This window comes from Pseudomonas sp. FEN (assembly GCF_904067045.1).
In the GTDB taxonomy this organism is placed as follows: Bacteria; Pseudomonadota; Gammaproteobacteria; order Pseudomonadales; family Pseudomonadaceae; genus Aquipseudomonas.
The window spans coordinates 464,487-480,812 of sequence record NZ_CAJFDC010000007.1 but is presented as its reverse complement, the minus strand read 5'-3'; the positions used below and the strand labels follow the sequence as shown (position 1 = coordinate 480,812).

The following is a 16,326-nucleotide window of genomic DNA, read 5'->3' as shown; positions in this document are numbered from 1 at the left end:
TGAAACACCAGGTGCGATTTCCCACGCCCTGGGCTAACCTGCGACCACGTTTACGAGGTCGACTATGCACATTCATATTCTGGGTATCTGCGGTACGTTCATGGGTTCAATGGCCGTACTGGCCAAGGAGCTGGGCCATCACGTCACCGGTTCCGATGCCAACGTCTATCCGCCCATGAGTACCCAGCTCCAGGCCCAGGGCATCGAGCTGACCCAGGGCTACGATCCGGCGCAACTGGATCCGGCACCGGACCTGGTGGTGATCGGCAATGCCATGTCCCGGGGCAATCCGGCGGTCGAATACGTGCTGAACAAGGGCCTGCCCTATGTGTCCGGCCCACAGTGGCTGGCCGACCATGTGCTGCAAGGTCGCTGGGTCCTGGCCGTGGCCGGCACCCATGGCAAGACCACCACCAGCAGCATGCTGGCCTGGGTACTGGAGCACGCCGGCATGAGCCCGGGCTTTCTGATCGGTGGCGTGCCGCAGAACTTCTCGGTGTCGGCGCGCCTGGGCACGACGCCGTTCTTCGTGATCGAAGCCGATGAGTACGACAGCGCCTTTTTCGACAAGCGCTCCAAGTTCGTCCATTACCGCCCGCGCACTGCGATCCTGAATAACCTGGAGTTCGATCACGCGGATATTTTCCAGGATCTGGCGGCGATCGAGCGGCAATTCCACCATCTGGTACGAACCATCCCGAGCGAGGGCCTGGTGATTCATCCGACCACCGAGCCAGCCTTGCAGCGGGTGATCGAAATGGGCTGCTGGACTCCGGTACAGACCACCGGCGCCGGTGGTCAGTGGCAGGTCAAGTTGCTCAGCGAAGACGGTTCGCGTTTCGAAGTGCTGTTCGAAGGCGTGGCCCAAGGCGTGGTCGAGTGGGACCTGAGCGGCCAGCACAACGTTGCCAATGCCCTGGCCACCCTGGCCGCGGCGCGGCATGTCGGTGTGCTGCCGGCCATGGGCATTGCCGCCCTCAGTGCGTTCAAAAGCGTGAAGCGGCGGATGGAAAAAGTCGCTGAAGTCCACGGCATCACGATCTACGACGACTTCGCCCACCATCCGACGGCGATTGCCACCACTCTCGATGGCCTGCGCAAGAAAATCGGCGATGCACCGCTGATCGCCATTATCGAGCCGCGCTCCAACTCCATGAAGCTCGGTGCCCACCGCGACGGCTTGCCGGACAGTGTGGCCCAGGCCGATCAGGTGATCTGGTATGCGCCGGCCAATCTTGGCTGGGACCTGGGCGCCACGGCGGCGCTGTGTTCGGTGCCGTCGATTGTCAGCGACTCCCTCGAGGGCATCATCGAGCGGGTGAAAAGCCAGGCGCAACCCGGGACGCATGTGGTGATCATGAGTAACGGCGGCTTTGGTGGCCTGCATGGCAAGCTGGCCGAGGCGCTGCAATGAACAATGGACCGGAGCGCATCACCCTGGCGATGACCGGCGCTTCCGGCGCGCCCTATGGCCTGCGTCTGCTCGACTGTTTGGTGCGCGAGGACCGCGAGGTGCACTTCCTGATCTCCAAGGCCGCGCAGTTGGTGATGGCCACCGAGACCGACGTCGCGTTGCCGGCCAAGCCGCAGATGATGCAGGCCTTCCTCACCGAGTATACCGGTGCGCAGGTCGGGCAGATTCGGGTGTACGGCAAGGAAGACTGGATGTCGCCGGTGGCTTCGGGCTCCGGCGCGCCAGCGGCGATGGTGGTGGTGCCGTGTTCCACCGGGACCTTGTCGGCGATTGCCACGGGCGCCTGCAACAACCTGATCGAGCGCGCGGCGGATGTCACTCTCAAGGAGCGGCGCCAGTTGATCCTGGTGCCGCGCGAGGCGCCGTATTCGAGTATTCATCTGGAGCACATGCTCAAGCTGTCGAATATGGGCGTGACGATCCTGCCGGCGTCGCCGGGCTTTTATCACCAGCCACAGACCATCGATGACCTGGTGGATTTTGTCGTGGCGCGGATTCTCAACCTGTTGAATATCCCCCAGGACATGCTGCCACGCTGGGGGAACACCATTTGAGCAGTGATGAGTAAGCCGCTGATAGGCCTGTTGCTGGCGTTGCAACTGGCCGGCTGCGCCACGGCGCGGACCCTGGATGCCGGCAAGGCCGGGGCGCCGGTGGTGTATTCGGGGACGCGTCTGGATTTGTATGCGTTGCAGGGTGGTTGTTGTGCCAATGATCGGTTCGGTGCTGAGGCACCGAGCTATCCGGGGCTGGATCTGCCGGCCAGTGCGCTGCTGGATACGCTGCTGTTACCGCTGGCGGTGCTGACGGTATTGGGCGTGGGGTATCAGGCGACGGGCGGGTTGTAGGCTGGAGTCCAACCCGTGGGAGCAGTCTTGTGGCGAGCGGGCTTGCCCGCGTGGGGGCGCGAAGCGGCCCCAAAAGTCGGTGCCTCATAGTCTCAGGCGGAACACGGTCAGAGGTTTTACGACTGCTTCGCAGCCGAGCGCGGGCAAGCCCGCTCGCCACAGTTATTTATTTGCCCAGTCGGCGTAGTTCATCCGACTCGACAATCCGCACCCCGTCCTGTTCTTCCAACGCTAACCGCCACAGTGCCCGCGCCAACTGACAGGCTTCGATGCCGCGGTATTTCCCGGGGATCAGCTTCGACAACGGTGCCGCCAACTGCTCCGCCAGGCGCGGCTCGGCCCGTTCGCCCAGCAGCAACGAAGGCCTGGCGATGGTCAGCTGTGGCCAGTTCTGCGCTCGCAGCGACTGTTCCATCTCGCCCTTGACCCGGCTGTAGAACACCTTGGATTTCGGATCGGCATCAATGGCACTGACCACGATCAGATGCCGCGCGCCCATTTCCCGCGCGCGCTTGCCGAAGGCCACGACCATGTCATGGTCCACGGCGCGGAACGCTTCTTCGGAACCGGCCAGCTTGATGGTGGTGCCCAGGCAGCAGATCGCCAGGTCGACACGGCCACTCAATTGCGGCAGGAAAACCGCTGGGTCGCCCACCGGGTTTTCCAGGTGCGGATGCTTGGCCAGCGGTCGGCGCGAGGGGGCCAGGACACGGCTGACCGTCGGCTCGTTGAGCAGGCGGTCGAGTAGATGTTCACCGGTCAGACCGGTGGCTCCAGCGAGCAGGATATGCTGAGGCGTCAAGTACATAAAATACCTCCCTTGATACAGATCAGCTTAGTTGTTCTTGGCTGTCTTGCTGTCTGCTTGAGTGCTTTGCAACGCTTTTCGGGCTTGTTGTTTACGCAACGCCTGCCAATGGGCCAGCACACCCTTGGGCGCCCAGATCTGCGGTTCCGAGGCTTCGAAGTTGTCCGCCTGCTCGCGCTCGGCGACATGCGCCTTGGCCAGGACGAAAGCTTGCTGCAGGTCGTCGGACTGGTTCAGTGCCTGGGCAAACAGCGCGTCGCCGAAATAGGTGAAATCGGCTTCCTCGGAGCAGCCGAAGGACACCCGGTCAGCGCGGGAGGCGGTCATGATCAGGGTTCTTTCATCCTTGAGCGCCGGGATGAAGCCGCCGGAGTAACAAGCCGAAATAACGATGATCTTGTCGCGATTTTTCAGCGGCGCCAGCGCCGAGGCCAGTTCGTCGGCCGGCAGGTCGGCCAGTTCCAGGCGCGGCTGGTCCAGCACCAGTTCGTGTTCATGGGTGCCGTGGCTGGTCAGGTAGATAAAGATCAGGTCTTCCGGCCCGCTGCGTTCGGCCAGGGTCTGGGCGGCGCGGTGCAGGTTCTCGCGGGTCGCCATCGGGCGATCGCCCAGATGGTCGCGATGGTTCACCAGGCTGATCTGGCCATGGGCGCCGAAGCGGCTGGCGAGCATCTGGTTGACGTAATCGGCCTCGCGCAGGAACACGCTTTGCTTGCCGTCGCCGGCCAGCACCAGGCTGTAGAGTTCAATCGCCGGCGTCGAGGCCGGCACGGCGGCCAGGGCTTTTTCCAGCAGCGGGCCCTGGGCCAGCAGGCCGAGCTCCAGCAGGTCGGGCAGCAGCTTGCCGTCGGCGTCGCGGACCCGCTGGCCGTTGGTCCAGGTACCGCTTTGCACGCTGCCGTCGGCCAGGATCAGGCTGCCGCGGCCGTTGTAGGTGTCGCTGGCGAACTCGCCGATATAGAGGCTGCCATCGGCCAGGGTCAATTGGCCCTGGCCGTTGAAGCGCCACTCACTGAAATCACCGCGATAGTGGCTGCCGTCGACGCCGATCAGTTGGCCGTTGCCATTGAGCGCTCCGTCCTTGAACTCGCCGATCCAGACATCTCCATCGGCATTTTCGTAGCGGCCCTTGCCATTCAACTGGTTATGCTTGAAACCGCCGGCATACTGGTCGCCGTCGGCGCTGTTGAAGGTGCCGACCCCTTCCAGTTGGCCATTGACGAAGTGGCCGGTGAACAGGTTGCCGTTGGCATCGCTGCGCTGACCCTCGCCGTTGGGCTTGCCGTGGGCGAATTCACCCTGGTATTGGCTGCCGTCTTCCAGCTCCAGATGGCCAAGGCCGGCGTACTGGTCGTCCTTGAATTCGCCGCGGTAGGTCATGCCCGCTTCCTTGAGCGTGCCTTCGCCGTCGCGCCGGCCCTGCTTGAAACCGCCGGTGTAGCTGCTGTCGTGCACGGTCAGGGTGCCCTGGCCGTGGAACAGGCCCTGCTGGAACTGGCCCTTGTAGACCTCGCCATTGCTGCCATGCCACTCGCCGTCGCCTTGCCACTGGCCATGGTCGAACTGGCCGGCATACCAACTGCCGCTCGGGTAGTCGACACGGCCCTCGCCCTGCAGCAACCCATTGACCACTTCACCGCGATAGCGACCGCCGTCCGGCAGCCGAGCGTCCGGCGGCAATAGCGATTCGCCATCACCGCAGGCGGTGAGCAGCAGGGTCAGAACGAGGGGGGCGAGTGGGCGCATAACGGGATCCGGATAATTAGGGGACCGAGTATGCCGTAGCAATATGGCGTGTCCAGTGTCCTGCACGAAACAGAGTGCACTCTGTTTCGTGGGTACGGCGGATCAGACGAAGCAGAGTGACAGTGGTTCGGCGATATAGGCGGGTTTTTCCTGGCCTTCGATTTCCAGCGTGGCGGTGGCCTTGAGCAGCCATTGGCCGGGTTTCTTCTCGGTGACCTCGGTCAGTTCGACCTTGAGGCGCACGCGGGAGTCGACTTTTACCGGCTGGATGAAGCGCACGCTGTCCAGGCCGTAGTTGACGGCCATCTTCAAGCCTTCGGGCATGATGAAGATGTCCTCCATCAGTTTTGGAATCAGCGACAACGACAGGAAACCGTGGGCAATGGTACTGCCGAAGGGGGTTTGCGCGGCCTTGACCGGGTCGACGTGAATGAACTGATAGTCGCCGGTGGCTTCGGCGAACAGGTTGATCCGCTCCTGGTCGATGGTCAGCCATTCGGAACGTCCCAGTTCCTTGCCAACATAATCATTGAGTTGCGCTACAGGTACATAGGGCATTGACACACTCCTTGGTCTATCGAGTTATCGGGCCTCGGGTTGCAGCCCTTGGCATCCACTCTAGATCATCATGGGACATGTGCCTGGTCAAGCCACCATACCTTTGGCGAATGGCAGTGTATGGGCATGCTTATAATGCCGGTATCTTCAAGGGAGAGTTCGAATGTTGCTACGTGGCCTGACCTGGCTGGTGCTGTTTCAGTTACTCGGTACAGCCCTCAATCATTTGTGTGTACCCGTGTTGCCGGGGCCGATTATCGGCCTGCTGCTATTGCTGGTGTTTCTGATGCAGCAGGGTGAAGTCAGCGCTGCGCTGAGTGACGCGGCCTTCACGCTGTTGCGCTATCTGCCGCTGTTGCTGGTACCGCCGGCGGTCGGGGTGATGGTCTATGCCAAGCAGATCGCGGCGGACTTCTGGGCGATTGTCGGTGCGCTGGTATTGTCGGTGCTGATCTCCATGGCCGTCGTCGGTGTATTGATGAACGCGCTGGTCAAGCGTCACGCCCGTCGGGGGGAGCAGTCATGACCTTCGACTGGCAGGGCGCCTGGGCGTCGGTGATCCATCATCCACTGTTCGGCATCGGCATTACCCTGGGTAGCTATCAACTGGTGCTGGCGGGCTTCGAGAAGACCCGCTGGATCTTCCTGCAACCGGTCCTGGCCTCGATGGCGCTGGTGGTCGGCATCCTGTTGCTGTGCGACCTGGATTACGCCGAGTACCGCAGGAGCACCGAGATCCTCGGTATTCTGCTGGGACCGGCCACGGTGGCGCTGGCTGTGCCGTTGTTCCTGAACCTGCGGCGGATCCGGCAGTTGTTCTGGCCGATTTTTACTACTCTGGTGATTGGTGGGGTAACGGCGACTGGCCTGGGGGTGCTGCTGGGCTGGCTGTTCGGTGCCGACCATATGATCCTGATGACCCTGTTGCCCAAGTCGGTCACGTCGCCCATCGCCATGTTGGTGGCCGAACAGATTGGCGGTGTCGCGGCCCTGGCGGCGGTGTTCGTGTTGATCACCGGGGTGATTGGCGCCATTGCCGGGCCCTGGTTGTTGACACGGCTGGGCGTGCAGGCTGCCGAAGCCCGCGGCATGGCCCTGGGCATGACCGCTCATGCGGTGGGCACCTCGGTGGCCTTGCAGGAAAGTGAAGAATGCGGCGCCTTCGCGGCGTTGGCGATGAGCCTGATGGGCGTGGCCACGGCAGTCTTGCTGCCGTTGGCGGTGACTTTGGTGGTTTGAGGAAATCGTTATGAGCCTGGCGTTGTTTCCCCTGAACACCGTGCTGTTTCCCGGTTGTATCCTCGATTTGCAGATTTTCGAGGCGCGTTACCTGGACATGATCAGCCGCTGCATGAAACAGAGCAGTGGGTTTGGCGTGGTCTGCATTCTTGAGGGCCAAGAGGTCGGCCAGGCGCCGGAAGGCTTTGCCTTGGTCGGCTGTGAAGCGTTGATTCGTGACTTCCAGCAGCAGGATAACGGCTTGTTGGGCATTCGGGTCGAAGGTGGTCGGCGTTTCCGGGTGCTCGACAGCCAGTTGCAGCGCGATCAACTGACGGTCGCCGAGGTCGAGTGGCTGGATGAAATCCCCGAGCAGCCGTTGCAGGACGAGGACGAGGATCTGGTGGCGCTGCTCAAGGCGCTGGCCGAGCATCCCATGGTCGCGGCCCTGAACATGGGCACCGCGGCGACTGGACAGCAATCATTGGCCAACCAGTTGGCTTATCTGCTGCCGTTTTCCGAGCTGGACAAGATCGACCTGTTGGAGCTGGATGACCCTCAACAACGCCTGGATGCGATTCAGGTGTTGTTGGACGAGTTGCAGGGCGAGTTGTTTGCTTGAGCAAGGCCATGTAATGACATGGAATAATTTCTATATGAAAATAATCTGAAAAACTGTCAGAAATGACAGTAGTCCGTTGTGTGCATTGGATCCAGGCTTGAGTTGCGAAAGTATGGAGAGCTCGTGGGGCGAGGATTGTCCGCGAACGAGCTTTGCGTCATTCAGTGACTGGGAAAATTGGACATGTCAGAGCATACGGAACATAAAGAGCACTCGTCGCACTCAGGGCATAGAGAAGGCACGGTCAAGTGGTTCAACGATGCAAAAGGTTTTGGATTTATCACGCCGGATGATAATACCCCGGATCTTTTTGTACATTTCAAATCCATAGCGGGAGGCGGTTTTAAAAGCCTCTCCGAGGGGCAGAAAGTGAGATTCAAAGTTGTTCAAGGGCAGAAAGGTCTGCAAGCGGACGACGTTCAAGTAATTTGAAGTTCTGCAGCGAAGACACGGCTGTCCAAATGTCCCCTGACACCCGAACTTCATCGGTTCGGCGTTTGGGTGTGTCTCTTCCTTTTCGGGAGAACAGTCATGGATAAGCGCTACGACGAAAAGCGTTACGACTCCGCCCGGGGCGGAATCGGCGTGATCACCGCACATGTGGATGGACGCGAGCTGTTCTTCCATGTGAAGTCCGCTGCTGAAGGCGGGCCGGTGTTGACGGCCGGCGATACCGTGACCTATGAGGTCGTGCAGGGCGCGGATGGGCAGTTTTACGCCATCAATCTTGAAGTCGTGGAAAGCGACCTGTCCGAAACGGCTTAATAGGCATATCGCCCGATCGCATGCTGCAAATGCCAGAGGGCATAGAACCCATAGATCGCCACGGCGGTCGGCAGGATCAACCACCAGGCCCGGGGTGGCAGGGCCGGTAGTGGCATGAAGCGCTGGCTGAGACTCAGGCTGGCCGCCAGCACCGCGACGGCGAGCAGGGCGCCGGCGAGGATGTCGGTTGGCCAGTGTGCGCCGAGGTACACCCGTGATAACGCCACCACCAGCGCCGCCAGGCAACCGAGCAATAGCCAGGTCATGCGCAGCCGTGGCGGCTGTTCACGCCCGGCCAGCACCGCCAGCATCAGGAAAAACGCGAACGAGCCCGAACTGTGGCCGCTGGGCATGCTGAAACTGCTGATCGGCTCGGCCAGCACTTCTGGACGAATCCGCGCGAAGAAGTATTTGGCGGCGGTGTTGCCCAGCGCCGTCACCGCCAGGGTAGCGCCGAAAAACAGTCCCTGGCGCCATTGGCGAGCGAGAAACAGCAGTCCGGTCAGAACACTCGCGACGATGAGTTGGGTACGGAAATCGCCCAGGCGCGTGACCATGACCGCGGCCACGTCCAGCGCCTGGTCGCGGTGTTCCTGGACCAGCGCCATCAGGCCCTGGTCGAAAGCCTCGAGGTGCGGGTAGCCGAGGAACAGGCCGATCAGCAACGCCAGGCTCAGGCCCGAAATCAAGCGGGTGGCCTTGGGGTGGCGGCGCACGCTGCAATGAATACACAACCCGATCAGCGCAACGAGCCCGGCCGCGACCACGCCCGCCTGCGCCCAGAAGCCCTCGGGCAAGGGCAGGCGGATTGCCGCGCCGGTAGCCCAGCCCGGCAACAGGTAGACCACCGACCAGCCGGCGCCGGCGATCAGGCTGACGCCGATAAAACGCGGCAGCGGCATGTCGCACATCCCCGCGATCATTGGCAACATCGGGCGCAACGGGCCGATAAAACGTCCGACCAGCAGGCTGGCGATGCCATAGCGCTGGAAATAGCTTTCCGCGCCGCTCATCCATTGTGGATGACTGCGCAGGCCCGGCAGGCGCCGGATGTTCTGGTGGAAGCGTCGGCCGAGGGTGTAGGAGATCACGTCGCCGAGCAGGCCGCCGATGAACCCCAGCAGCAGGGTTTCGCCCAGTGGCAAGGCGCCGCTACCGGCCAGTACGGCGATGGCGAACAACAGGACCGTGCCCGGCACGATGCTGCCGACAATGGCCAGGCATTCGAGGCAGGCGACGATGACAATCGCCAGGCCCAGCCATTGTGGGTTGGCTGTCAGCCAGCCGGTGATGCTATCGAGCCATGGGCCCATGGTTGACTTCCTTTTTCAGGCAAAACATGTAGGAGCAGCCGGTAGGTGGTGTTCTTCAGGTGTGCAACACGTAATCGCGCCCTTCGACCTGACCGCGCCGGAGTGGGTTGCGCGTGCAATACGCCGCATGGCTGGCGTCGACGAAGCGGTACATCAGGTGTTCGTCGCGCCCGCCGGGAATGCCCAGGCGGGTGGTCTGGATAATCTGCGCCACCTTGGCGCCGACATCCTCGACCAGCAGTCCCTGTGGGTCGAAGCGCTTGGCGTCCCACATCGGCACCTTGAGCCCGAGGGCCTTGCACAGCAAGGTCTGACCGGCACACAGCTTTTGGGTCGGGCGCGGCGTGCCATTGGCTGTCGGGTTATTGAGCAGCATCTGCGCCAGGCTGGCCGGACCGGACAGCGCATCGACCCACGGATAGCCGGATTTGATCAACACCGCGTTGCCTGGCCCTTGGGCGCTGAAGTTCAACGAATCGCCACCGCGGGCGTAGTACATATAGATGTGTCCACCATCCAGAAACAAAGCCTTACGTTTTTCCGTGTAACCGAGGGAGGCGTGACTGCCTTTTTCCTCGAGGTAATAGGCTTCAGTCTCGATGATTCGCGCGGCCAGCCACAGATCTCCCACTTTGTGGCGGACGACTTTTCCCAATAGTTCACGGGCAAGCAGTTGCGCATCGCGATCAAAAAAAGCGTCTGGCAGGGCGTTGGGCAGGGGCGCCGGGGTAAGACTGGACATCGTGGGCGTAGGACTGTTGACGACGGGTTGGGGGAGAAGCATAACGTTTTATGGCTTAATCGAGTCTGAACACCCGCTATTTGCCGCCCATTTCGACCATCCGCCCGGCACCGCTGTCCGTCAGGCGGCGCGACAGCTATAATCGGCCGCTTTCCTCTTTGCCAAGTCCCCCTTAGAGCCATGACTGAGTCCGTTCTCGACTATATGACCCGCCTGGGTCGCGCTGCCCGCGAGGCTTCCCGCGTGATCGGTCGTGCCAGCACCGCGCAGAAGAACCGCGCCCTGCTGGCCGCCGCCACGGCGTTGGACGCTGCCCGCGCCGAGCTGGCCGCCGCCAACGAACTCGATCTGGCCGCCGCCCGCGCCAATGGCCTGGAACCGGCATTGGTCGAACGCCTGGCCCTGACCCCGGAACGCATCGATGGCATGATCGTCGGTCTGCGCCAGGTGGCCAGCCTGCCAGACCCGGTGGGGGCGATCCGCGACATGAGCTACCGGCCCTCGGGCATTCAGGTCGGCAAGATGCGCGTCCCCCTGGGCGTGATCGGCATCATCTACGAGTCGCGGCCGAACGTGACCATCGATGCCGCCAGTCTGTGCCTCAAGTCCGGTAACGCGACCATCCTGCGCGGCGGCTCCGAAGCCATTCATTCCAATCGCGCCATTGCCGCCTGCATCCAGCGCGGCCTGGACGAGGCCGGTCTGCCGGCGGCGGTGGTGCAGGTGGTGGAAGTCACCGACCGGGCCGCCGTCGGTGCGCTGATCAGCATGCCCGAGTACGTTGACGTGATCGTGCCGCGTGGCGGCAAGGGCCTGATCGAACGGGTCAGCCGCGAAGCGCGGGTACCGGTGATCAAGCATCTGGACGGCATCTGCCATGTCTATGTCAGCGCCCACGCCGACCTGGCGAAGGCCCGCGACATCGCTTTCAATGCCAAGACCTATCGCTATGGCATTTGCGGCGCGATGGAAACCCTGCTGGTGGATCAGGCGGTCGCCGCCGAGTTCCTGCCGGCCATGGCCGAGCGTTTGCGTGCCAAGGGTGTTGAGCTGCGCGGTTGCGCGCGGACTCGTGCGGTGATCGAGGCGGTCGCGGCCACTGAAGAAGACTGGAGCTGCGAATACCTGGCGCCGATCTTGTCGATTCGCGTGGTCGATGGACTGGACGCGGCCATCGAGCACATCAATCATTACGGTTCGCACCACACCGACGCCATCGTCACCGAAAACCTGGCGGATTCCCGGGTGTTCATGGCCGAAGTCGACTCCAGTTCGGTGATGCTCAACGCCCCGACCTGCTTCGCCGACGGTTTCGAATACGGATTGGGTGCCGAGATCGGCATTTCTACTGATAAGCTGCACGCCCGCGGCCCGGTAGGGCTGGAAGGTCTGACCTGCGAGAAGTACATCGTGGTCGGCGACGGGCAGTTGCGCGGTCAGGCCACGGTCTGATCGAGTGAGTAAACGTCTGTCCGCCGCCGTCAGTCCGCGCCAGGTTCCGCCCCGGCGTATCGGCGTGCTCGGCGGAACCTTCGACCCGGTGCACATCGGCCATTTGCGCAGTGCGCTGGAAGTTGCGGAGTTGATGGAGCTCGATGAGCTGCGCCTGACTCCCAGCGCCCGGCCACCGCATCGCGATACACCGCAGGTCTCGGCGGTCGACCGCTTGGCGATGGTCGATTGCGCGGTGGCCGGCGTGAGGCCGCTGGTGGTGGACGACCGCGAGCTGCAACGGGACAAGCCGTCCTACACGATCGACACCCTGGAACTGATGCGCGCCGAGCTGGCCGCGCAGGACCAGTTATTCTTGTTGTTGGGTTGGGACGCATTTTGCGGCCTGCCCACCTGGCACCGTTGGGAGGAGTTGCTCCAGCATTGCCATATCCTGGTGCTGCAACGCCCGGATGCCGACAGCGAACCGCCGGATGCCTTGCGCAACCTGCTGGCCGCACGGTCGGTCAGCGACCCGAAGGCCCTGCCGGGGCCTGGCGGGCATATTACATTCGTCTGGCAGACACCCCTCGCGGTGTCGGCCACCCAGATCCGTCAACTGCTGGCCAGCGGTAAGTCGGTACGTTACCTGGTGCCTGACGCGGTCCTGGCCTATATAGATGCGCACGGGCTGTACCGTGCGTCGAACTGAAGCGGCGCGCTTGAAAGCACGAATAGTCGTGTATTGAAGCGCCCGAACATACTGAGCAAAACGAGTTTTATATGACCAACAACGACGCAAGCAAAGTTAAGCGCAAAGGCACGTTCAAGAGCGCTCCGCTGCCAGAGAAAGTGATCAGCGGCGAGCCCCTCAAGGGCGATGAACTGGTCAAGGTGGCCGTAGCGGCCCTGGAAGACGTCAAGGCCCAGGACATCCTGGTGATCGACGTTCGCGAAAAGCAGAGCATCACTGACTTCATGATCATCGCCACCGGTACCTCCAACCGCCAGATCGGCGCGATGCTGGACAAGGTCCGCGAAGCGGTCAAGGCCCTGGGCATCAAGCCGCTGGGTGAAGAAGGCAAGGGCGACAGCGACTGGGTACTGTTGGACATGGACGACGTGATCGTCCACATGATGACCGCCAGCGCTCGCCAGTTCTATGACCTGGAACGGTTGTGGCAGGGTGCCGAGCAGAGTCGTTCGGCCAGCGCCGCACACCACAGCCCGGAAAACACCCATGAGCATTTCATCAAGCTCAACAAAGACCAGGAATAAGGTGGCGTTGTGCGACTGCGCCTGATCGCCGTCGGTTCGCGCATGCCCAAGTGGGTGGAAGAGGGTTGGCATGAGTATGCCAAGCGTCTGCCATCCGAACTGGCGCTGGAACTGGTGGAAATTCCGCTCAATACCCGGGGCAAGAACGCCGACGTGACGCGTTTTATCCGTCAGGAAGGCGAGGCCATGCTGGCCAAGGTCGGCCCGAACGAACGGATCGTCACGCTGGAGGTTCATGGCAAACCATGGAGCACCGAGCAATTGGCGGTCGAACTGGATCGCTGGCGGCTGGATTCGCGCACGGTCAACTTCATGGTCGGCGGCCCCGAGGGGCTGGCGCCGGAAGTCTGTGCGCGGGCCGACCAGCGCTGGTCGCTGTCAGCGCTGACCTTGCCGCACCCGTTGGTGCGGATCCTGATCGGTGAACAGCTGTATCGCGCCTGGACCGTGCTGTCCGGGCATCCTTACCATAAATAAGCCTGCCGAATGACCCAGCCGATTCGCCTCAAGGACCACGAGAAAGACGCCCGCCTGGTGCGTAACCGTGTCGTGGTCGGCGCAATCGTGGTGGTGACGCTGATCGGCGTGCTGATCGCCCGGCTGTATTTCCTCCAGGTGATCCAGTACGACTATCACTCGACCAAGTCGGAAAACAACCGCGTCCACGTCCAGTCGATTCCGCCGAGCCGTGGCCTGATCTATGACCGCAACGGTCTCGTGGTGGCGGATAACCGACCCAGTTTCAGCCTGAGCGTGACCCGTGAGCGCGCGGGTGACTGGCGACAGGTGCTGGATGTGCTGGTCGAGGTGCTGCAGCTCACCCCGGAAGATCGCGTCTTGTTCGAAAAGCGCGTGCGCCAGGGGCGACGGCCGTTCGAGCCGGTCCCGATCCTGTTCGAGCTGACCGAGGAGCAGATCGCGCGGATAGCCGTGAACCAGTTCCGCCTGCCCGGTGTAGAGGTGGTGGCGCAGTTGGTTCGCCATTATCCCCAGGGCGCGCATTTCGCCCACTCGGTGGGCTATATGGGGCGGATCAACGAGTCGGAGCTCAAGAGCCTGGACCCGGTGAACTACAGCGGTACCCATCATATCGGCAAGACCGGCATCGAGCGTTTCTACGAACCGCAGTTGCACGGCCAGGTCGGTTACGAGGAGGTCGAGACCAACGCCCGCGGGCGTATCCTGCGAGTGCTCAAGCGCACCGACCCGGTGCCGGGCAAGGATATTGTCCTGAGCCTGGACATCAAGCTGCAGGAAGCCGCCGAAGAGGCGCTCGGCGGGCGGCGTGGCGCGGTGGTGGCGTTGGATCCGGCCACCGGCGAGGTGCTGGCGATGGTCAGCCAGCCGAGCTTCGACCCGAACCTGTTCGTTACCGGGATCGGCTTCAAGGCCTACGCCGAGTTGCGTGACTCCATCGACCGGCCGCTGTTCAACCGCGTGCTGCGCGGCCTCTATCCGCCGGGCTCGACCATCAAGCCGGCGGTGGCGGTGGCCGGGCTCGACAGTGGGGTGGTCAACGCCTCGACGCGGGTCTTCGATCCCGGTTACTACGAACTGCCCAACTATGATCACAAATACCGCAACTGGAACCGCACCGGCGATGGCTGGGTCGACCTGGATACGGCGATCATGCGTTCCAACGACACCTATTTCTATGACCTGGCGCACAAGCTGGGTATCGACCGGCTGTCCAGCTACATGAACAAGTTCGGCCTCGGCCAGAAGGTCTCCCTGGACATGTTCGAAGAGTCGCCGGGGCTGATGCCTTCGCGTGAATGGAAGCGCACCACCCGGCGCCAGGCCTGGTTCCCGGGCGAAACCCTGATCCTCGGGATCGGCCAGGGCTACATGCAGGCCACGCCCTTGCAACTGGCCCAGGCCACGGCGCTGGTCGCGAACAAGGGGGTGTGGAATCGCCCGCACCTGGCCAAGACCATCGAAGGTCAGAAGCCAGTGGATGAAAATCCGATGCCGGACATTGTCTTGCGCGATCCGTCCTCCTGGGACAAGGTCAACCACGGCATGCAACAGGTGATGCACGGTGCTCGCGGTACCGCGCGCAAGGCCTCTGTCGGTGCGCAGTACCTGATCGCCGGCAAGAGCGGCACGGCCCAGGTCGTGGCGATCAAGCAGGGCGAGAAGTACGACCGCTCCAAGGTTCAGGAGCGCCACCGCGACCACGCCCTGTTCGTCGGCTTCGCGCCGGCCAACAAACCGAAAATTGTCGTGGCGGTGATGGTCGAGAACGGTGAGTCCGGTTCCGGAGTGGCCGCGCCGGTGGTTCGCCAGGTAATGGATGCCTGGTTGCTCGGCCCGGATGGCAAGCTCAAACCCGAATATGCCGATTCAACCCCCTTGCAGGTGACGCCGTGATCGCCAATTTCGACCGCATCCTCTCCAGCGAGGATGTCATGCGCCGCCGGGCCACCCTGTTGCAACGCATGCACATCGATGGGCCCTTGCTGGTCCTGCTGCTGACCCTGGCGGCCGGCAGCCTGTTCGTCCTCTATTCGGCCAGCGGCAAGAGTTGGGACCTGCTGATCAAGCAGGCCACCTCCTTCGGTATCGGCCTGGTGTCGATGTTCGTGATCGCCCAGCTCGAACCGCGCTTCATGGCCCGCTGGGTGCCGCTGGCCTATGTGCTGGGGGTGATGCTGCTGGTGGTGGTGGATCTCATGGGGCACAACGCCATGGGGGCCACGCGCTGGATCAATATCCCTGGGGTGATCCGCTTCCAGCCGTCGGAATTCATGAAGATCCTGATGCCGGCGACCATCGCCTGGTACCTGTCCAAGCGCACCCTGCCGCCGCAACTCAAGCATGTGGCCATCAGCCTGATGCTGATCGGCGTACCGTTTATCCTGATCGTCCGTCAGCCTGACCTTGGCACCTCGCTGCTGGTGCTGGCCGGCGGTGCGTTCGTACTGTTCATGGGCGGCCTGCGCTGGCGCTGGATCCTCAGCGTGCTGGCGGCGGCGGTACCGGTGGCGGTGGGCATGTGGTTATTTATCATGCACGACTACCAGAAGCAGCGGATCCTGACCTTCCTCGACCCGGAAAGCGATCCGCTGGGCACCGGCTGGAACATTATCCAGTCCAAGGCCGCCATCGGCTCCGGCGGGGTGTTCGGCAAGGGCTGGCTGCTGGGCACCCAGTCGCACCTGGACTTCCTGCCGGAAAGCCACACCGACTTCATCATCGCGGTCATGGGCGAAGAATTCGGCCTGGTGGGCATCTGCGCCTTGCTGCTGCTCTACCTGCTGCTGATCGGGCGCGGGCTGGTCATCACCGCCCAGGCCCAGACCCTGTTCGGCAAGCTGTTGGCCGGCAGCCTGACCATGACCTTTTTTGTGTATGTTTTCGTCAACATCGGTATGGTCAGTGGTCTGTTGCCGGTAGTAGGGGTACCGTTGCCCTTCATCAGCTATGGCGGAACTTCGCTGGTGACACTGCTGTCAGCGTTTGGGGTTTTGATGTCGATCCATACCCACCGCAAGTGGATCGCACAGGTTTGAGCAAGGTG

The 16,326-nt window shown here is 62.4% G+C and carries 18 protein-coding genes and 1 pseudogene; 14 read left to right on the top strand and 5 right to left on the bottom strand.

The window, feature by feature from the left end; all coding sequences use genetic code 11:
• Window positions 1–64 precede the first annotated feature (64 nt).
• The 3 genes and pseudogenes from mpl to PFEN_RS08125 all read left to right on the top strand — a co-directional run bounded on the left by mpl (window position 65) and on the right by PFEN_RS08125 (window position 2,322).
• Window positions 65–1,414, top strand: coding sequence for a UDP-N-acetylmuramate:L-alanyl-gamma-D-glutamyl-meso-diaminopimelate ligase (gene mpl, locus PFEN_RS08135; protein ID WP_191486352.1), 1,350 nt, complete (start codon window positions 65–67; stop codon window positions 1,412–1,414).
• Window positions 1,411–2,042: pseudogene (gene ubiX / locus PFEN_RS08130) on the top strand (flavin prenyltransferase UbiX). Before mpl ends, ubiX begins: the two are co-directional and overlap by 4 nt.
• Window positions 2,035–2,322, top strand: a complete 288-nt coding sequence (locus PFEN_RS08125) for a YceK/YidQ family lipoprotein (RefSeq protein ID WP_191486351.1) — start codon at window positions 2,035–2,037, stop codon at window positions 2,320–2,322. Before ubiX ends, PFEN_RS08125 begins: the two are co-directional and overlap by 8 nt.
• Before the next feature lie 166 nt (window positions 2,323–2,488).
• Here the strand turns inward: PFEN_RS08125 and PFEN_RS08120 are convergent, their stop codons facing one another.
• The 3 genes from PFEN_RS08120 to PFEN_RS08110 all read right to left on the bottom strand — a co-directional run bounded on the left by PFEN_RS08120 (window position 2,489) and on the right by PFEN_RS08110 (window position 5,434).
• Window positions 2,489–3,130, bottom strand: a complete 642-nt coding sequence (locus tag PFEN_RS08120; protein ID WP_191486350.1) for an oxidoreductase — start codon at window positions 3,128–3,130, stop codon at window positions 2,489–2,491.
• A 27-nt stretch (window positions 3,131–3,157) separates the two neighbouring features.
• On the bottom strand, window positions 3,158–4,876 hold the full coding sequence (locus tag PFEN_RS08115; protein WP_191486349.1) for a C13 family peptidase: 1,719 nt from the start codon (window positions 4,874–4,876) through the stop codon (window positions 3,158–3,160).
• Between the two features lie 102 nt (window positions 4,877–4,978).
• A complete protein-coding gene (locus PFEN_RS08110) occupies window positions 4,979–5,434 on the bottom strand; it encodes a MaoC family dehydratase (RefSeq protein ID WP_191486348.1) in 456 nt (151 codons plus the stop codon).
• A gap of 163 nt (window positions 5,435–5,597) precedes the next feature.
• Between PFEN_RS08110 and PFEN_RS08105 the strand changes: the two genes are divergently transcribed.
• From PFEN_RS08105 to PFEN_RS08085, 5 genes are all read left to right on the top strand, one after another.
• Complete coding sequence (locus PFEN_RS08105; RefSeq protein ID WP_191486347.1) at window positions 5,598–5,960, top strand: CidA/LrgA family protein; 363 nt, start codon at window positions 5,598–5,600, stop codon at window positions 5,958–5,960.
• The gene (locus PFEN_RS08100; RefSeq protein ID WP_191486346.1) at window positions 5,957–6,673 is read left to right on the top strand and encodes an LrgB family protein; all 717 of its coding nucleotides are present in this window, start codon (window positions 5,957–5,959) and stop codon (window positions 6,671–6,673) included. Before PFEN_RS08105 ends, PFEN_RS08100 begins: the two co-directional genes overlap by 4 nt.
• A gap of 10 nt (window positions 6,674–6,683) precedes the next feature.
• Window positions 6,684–7,274 carry an LON peptidase substrate-binding domain-containing protein gene (locus PFEN_RS08095; protein WP_191486345.1) on the top strand — a complete coding sequence of 197 codons (591 nt, stop codon included), beginning with the start codon at window positions 6,684–6,686 and terminating at the stop codon, window positions 7,272–7,274.
• Between the two features lie 183 nt (window positions 7,275–7,457).
• Window positions 7,458–7,706 carry a cold-shock protein gene (locus PFEN_RS08090; RefSeq protein ID WP_191486344.1) on the top strand — a complete coding sequence of 83 codons (249 nt, stop codon included), beginning with the start codon at window positions 7,458–7,460 and terminating at the stop codon, window positions 7,704–7,706.
• 99 nt (window positions 7,707–7,805) lie between these two features.
• Window positions 7,806–8,039: a cold shock domain-containing protein gene (locus PFEN_RS08085; RefSeq protein ID WP_191486343.1), complete on the top strand. Its 234-nt coding sequence runs from the start codon at window positions 7,806–7,808 to the stop codon at window positions 8,037–8,039.
• On the opposite strand, the gene PFEN_RS08080 is transcribed toward PFEN_RS08085, so the two are convergent.
• On the bottom strand, window positions 8,036–9,352 hold the full coding sequence (locus PFEN_RS08080) for a bifunctional DedA family/phosphatase PAP2 family protein (protein ID WP_191486342.1): 1,317 nt from the start codon (window positions 9,350–9,352) through the stop codon (window positions 8,036–8,038). The two genes, PFEN_RS08085 and PFEN_RS08080, sit on opposite strands and share 4 nt — an antisense overlap.
• Before the next feature lie 55 nt (window positions 9,353–9,407).
• Window positions 9,408–10,094 carry a DNA-3-methyladenine glycosylase gene (locus tag PFEN_RS08075; protein ID WP_191486341.1) on the bottom strand — a complete coding sequence of 229 codons (687 nt, stop codon included), beginning with the start codon at window positions 10,092–10,094 and terminating at the stop codon, window positions 9,408–9,410.
• A gap of 180 nt (window positions 10,095–10,274) precedes the next feature.
• Here PFEN_RS08075 and PFEN_RS08070 point away from each other — a divergent pair, with 180 nt between their 5' ends.
• The 6 genes from PFEN_RS08070 to rodA all read left to right on the top strand — a co-directional run bounded on the left by PFEN_RS08070 (window position 10,275) and on the right by rodA (window position 16,318).
• Entirely contained in the window at window positions 10,275–11,546 is a 1,272-nt protein-coding gene (locus PFEN_RS08070) for a glutamate-5-semialdehyde dehydrogenase (protein WP_191486340.1), read from the top strand.
• Window positions 11,547–11,562: 16 nt separating this feature from the next.
• Complete coding sequence (gene nadD / locus PFEN_RS08065) at window positions 11,563–12,237, top strand: nicotinate-nucleotide adenylyltransferase (RefSeq protein ID WP_191486434.1); 675 nt, start codon at window positions 11,563–11,565, stop codon at window positions 12,235–12,237.
• Between the two features lie 71 nt (window positions 12,238–12,308).
• Window positions 12,309–12,803 carry a ribosome silencing factor gene (gene rsfS, locus PFEN_RS08060; protein ID WP_191486339.1) on the top strand — a complete coding sequence of 165 codons (495 nt, stop codon included), beginning with the start codon at window positions 12,309–12,311 and terminating at the stop codon, window positions 12,801–12,803.
• A 9-nt stretch (window positions 12,804–12,812) separates the two neighbouring features.
• A complete protein-coding gene (gene rlmH / locus PFEN_RS08055; protein ID WP_191486338.1) occupies window positions 12,813–13,280 on the top strand; it encodes a 23S rRNA (pseudouridine(1915)-N(3))-methyltransferase RlmH in 468 nt (155 codons plus the stop codon).
• A 9-nt stretch (window positions 13,281–13,289) separates the two neighbouring features.
• Window positions 13,290–15,176, top strand: a complete 1,887-nt coding sequence (gene mrdA / locus PFEN_RS08050; RefSeq protein ID WP_191486337.1) for a penicillin-binding protein 2 — start codon at window positions 13,290–13,292, stop codon at window positions 15,174–15,176.
• A gap of 38 nt (window positions 15,177–15,214) precedes the next feature.
• Entirely contained in the window at window positions 15,215–16,318 is a 1,104-nt protein-coding gene (rodA, locus tag PFEN_RS08045) for a rod shape-determining protein RodA (protein WP_191486433.1), read from the top strand.
• Window positions 16,319–16,326: the final 8 nt, after the last annotated feature.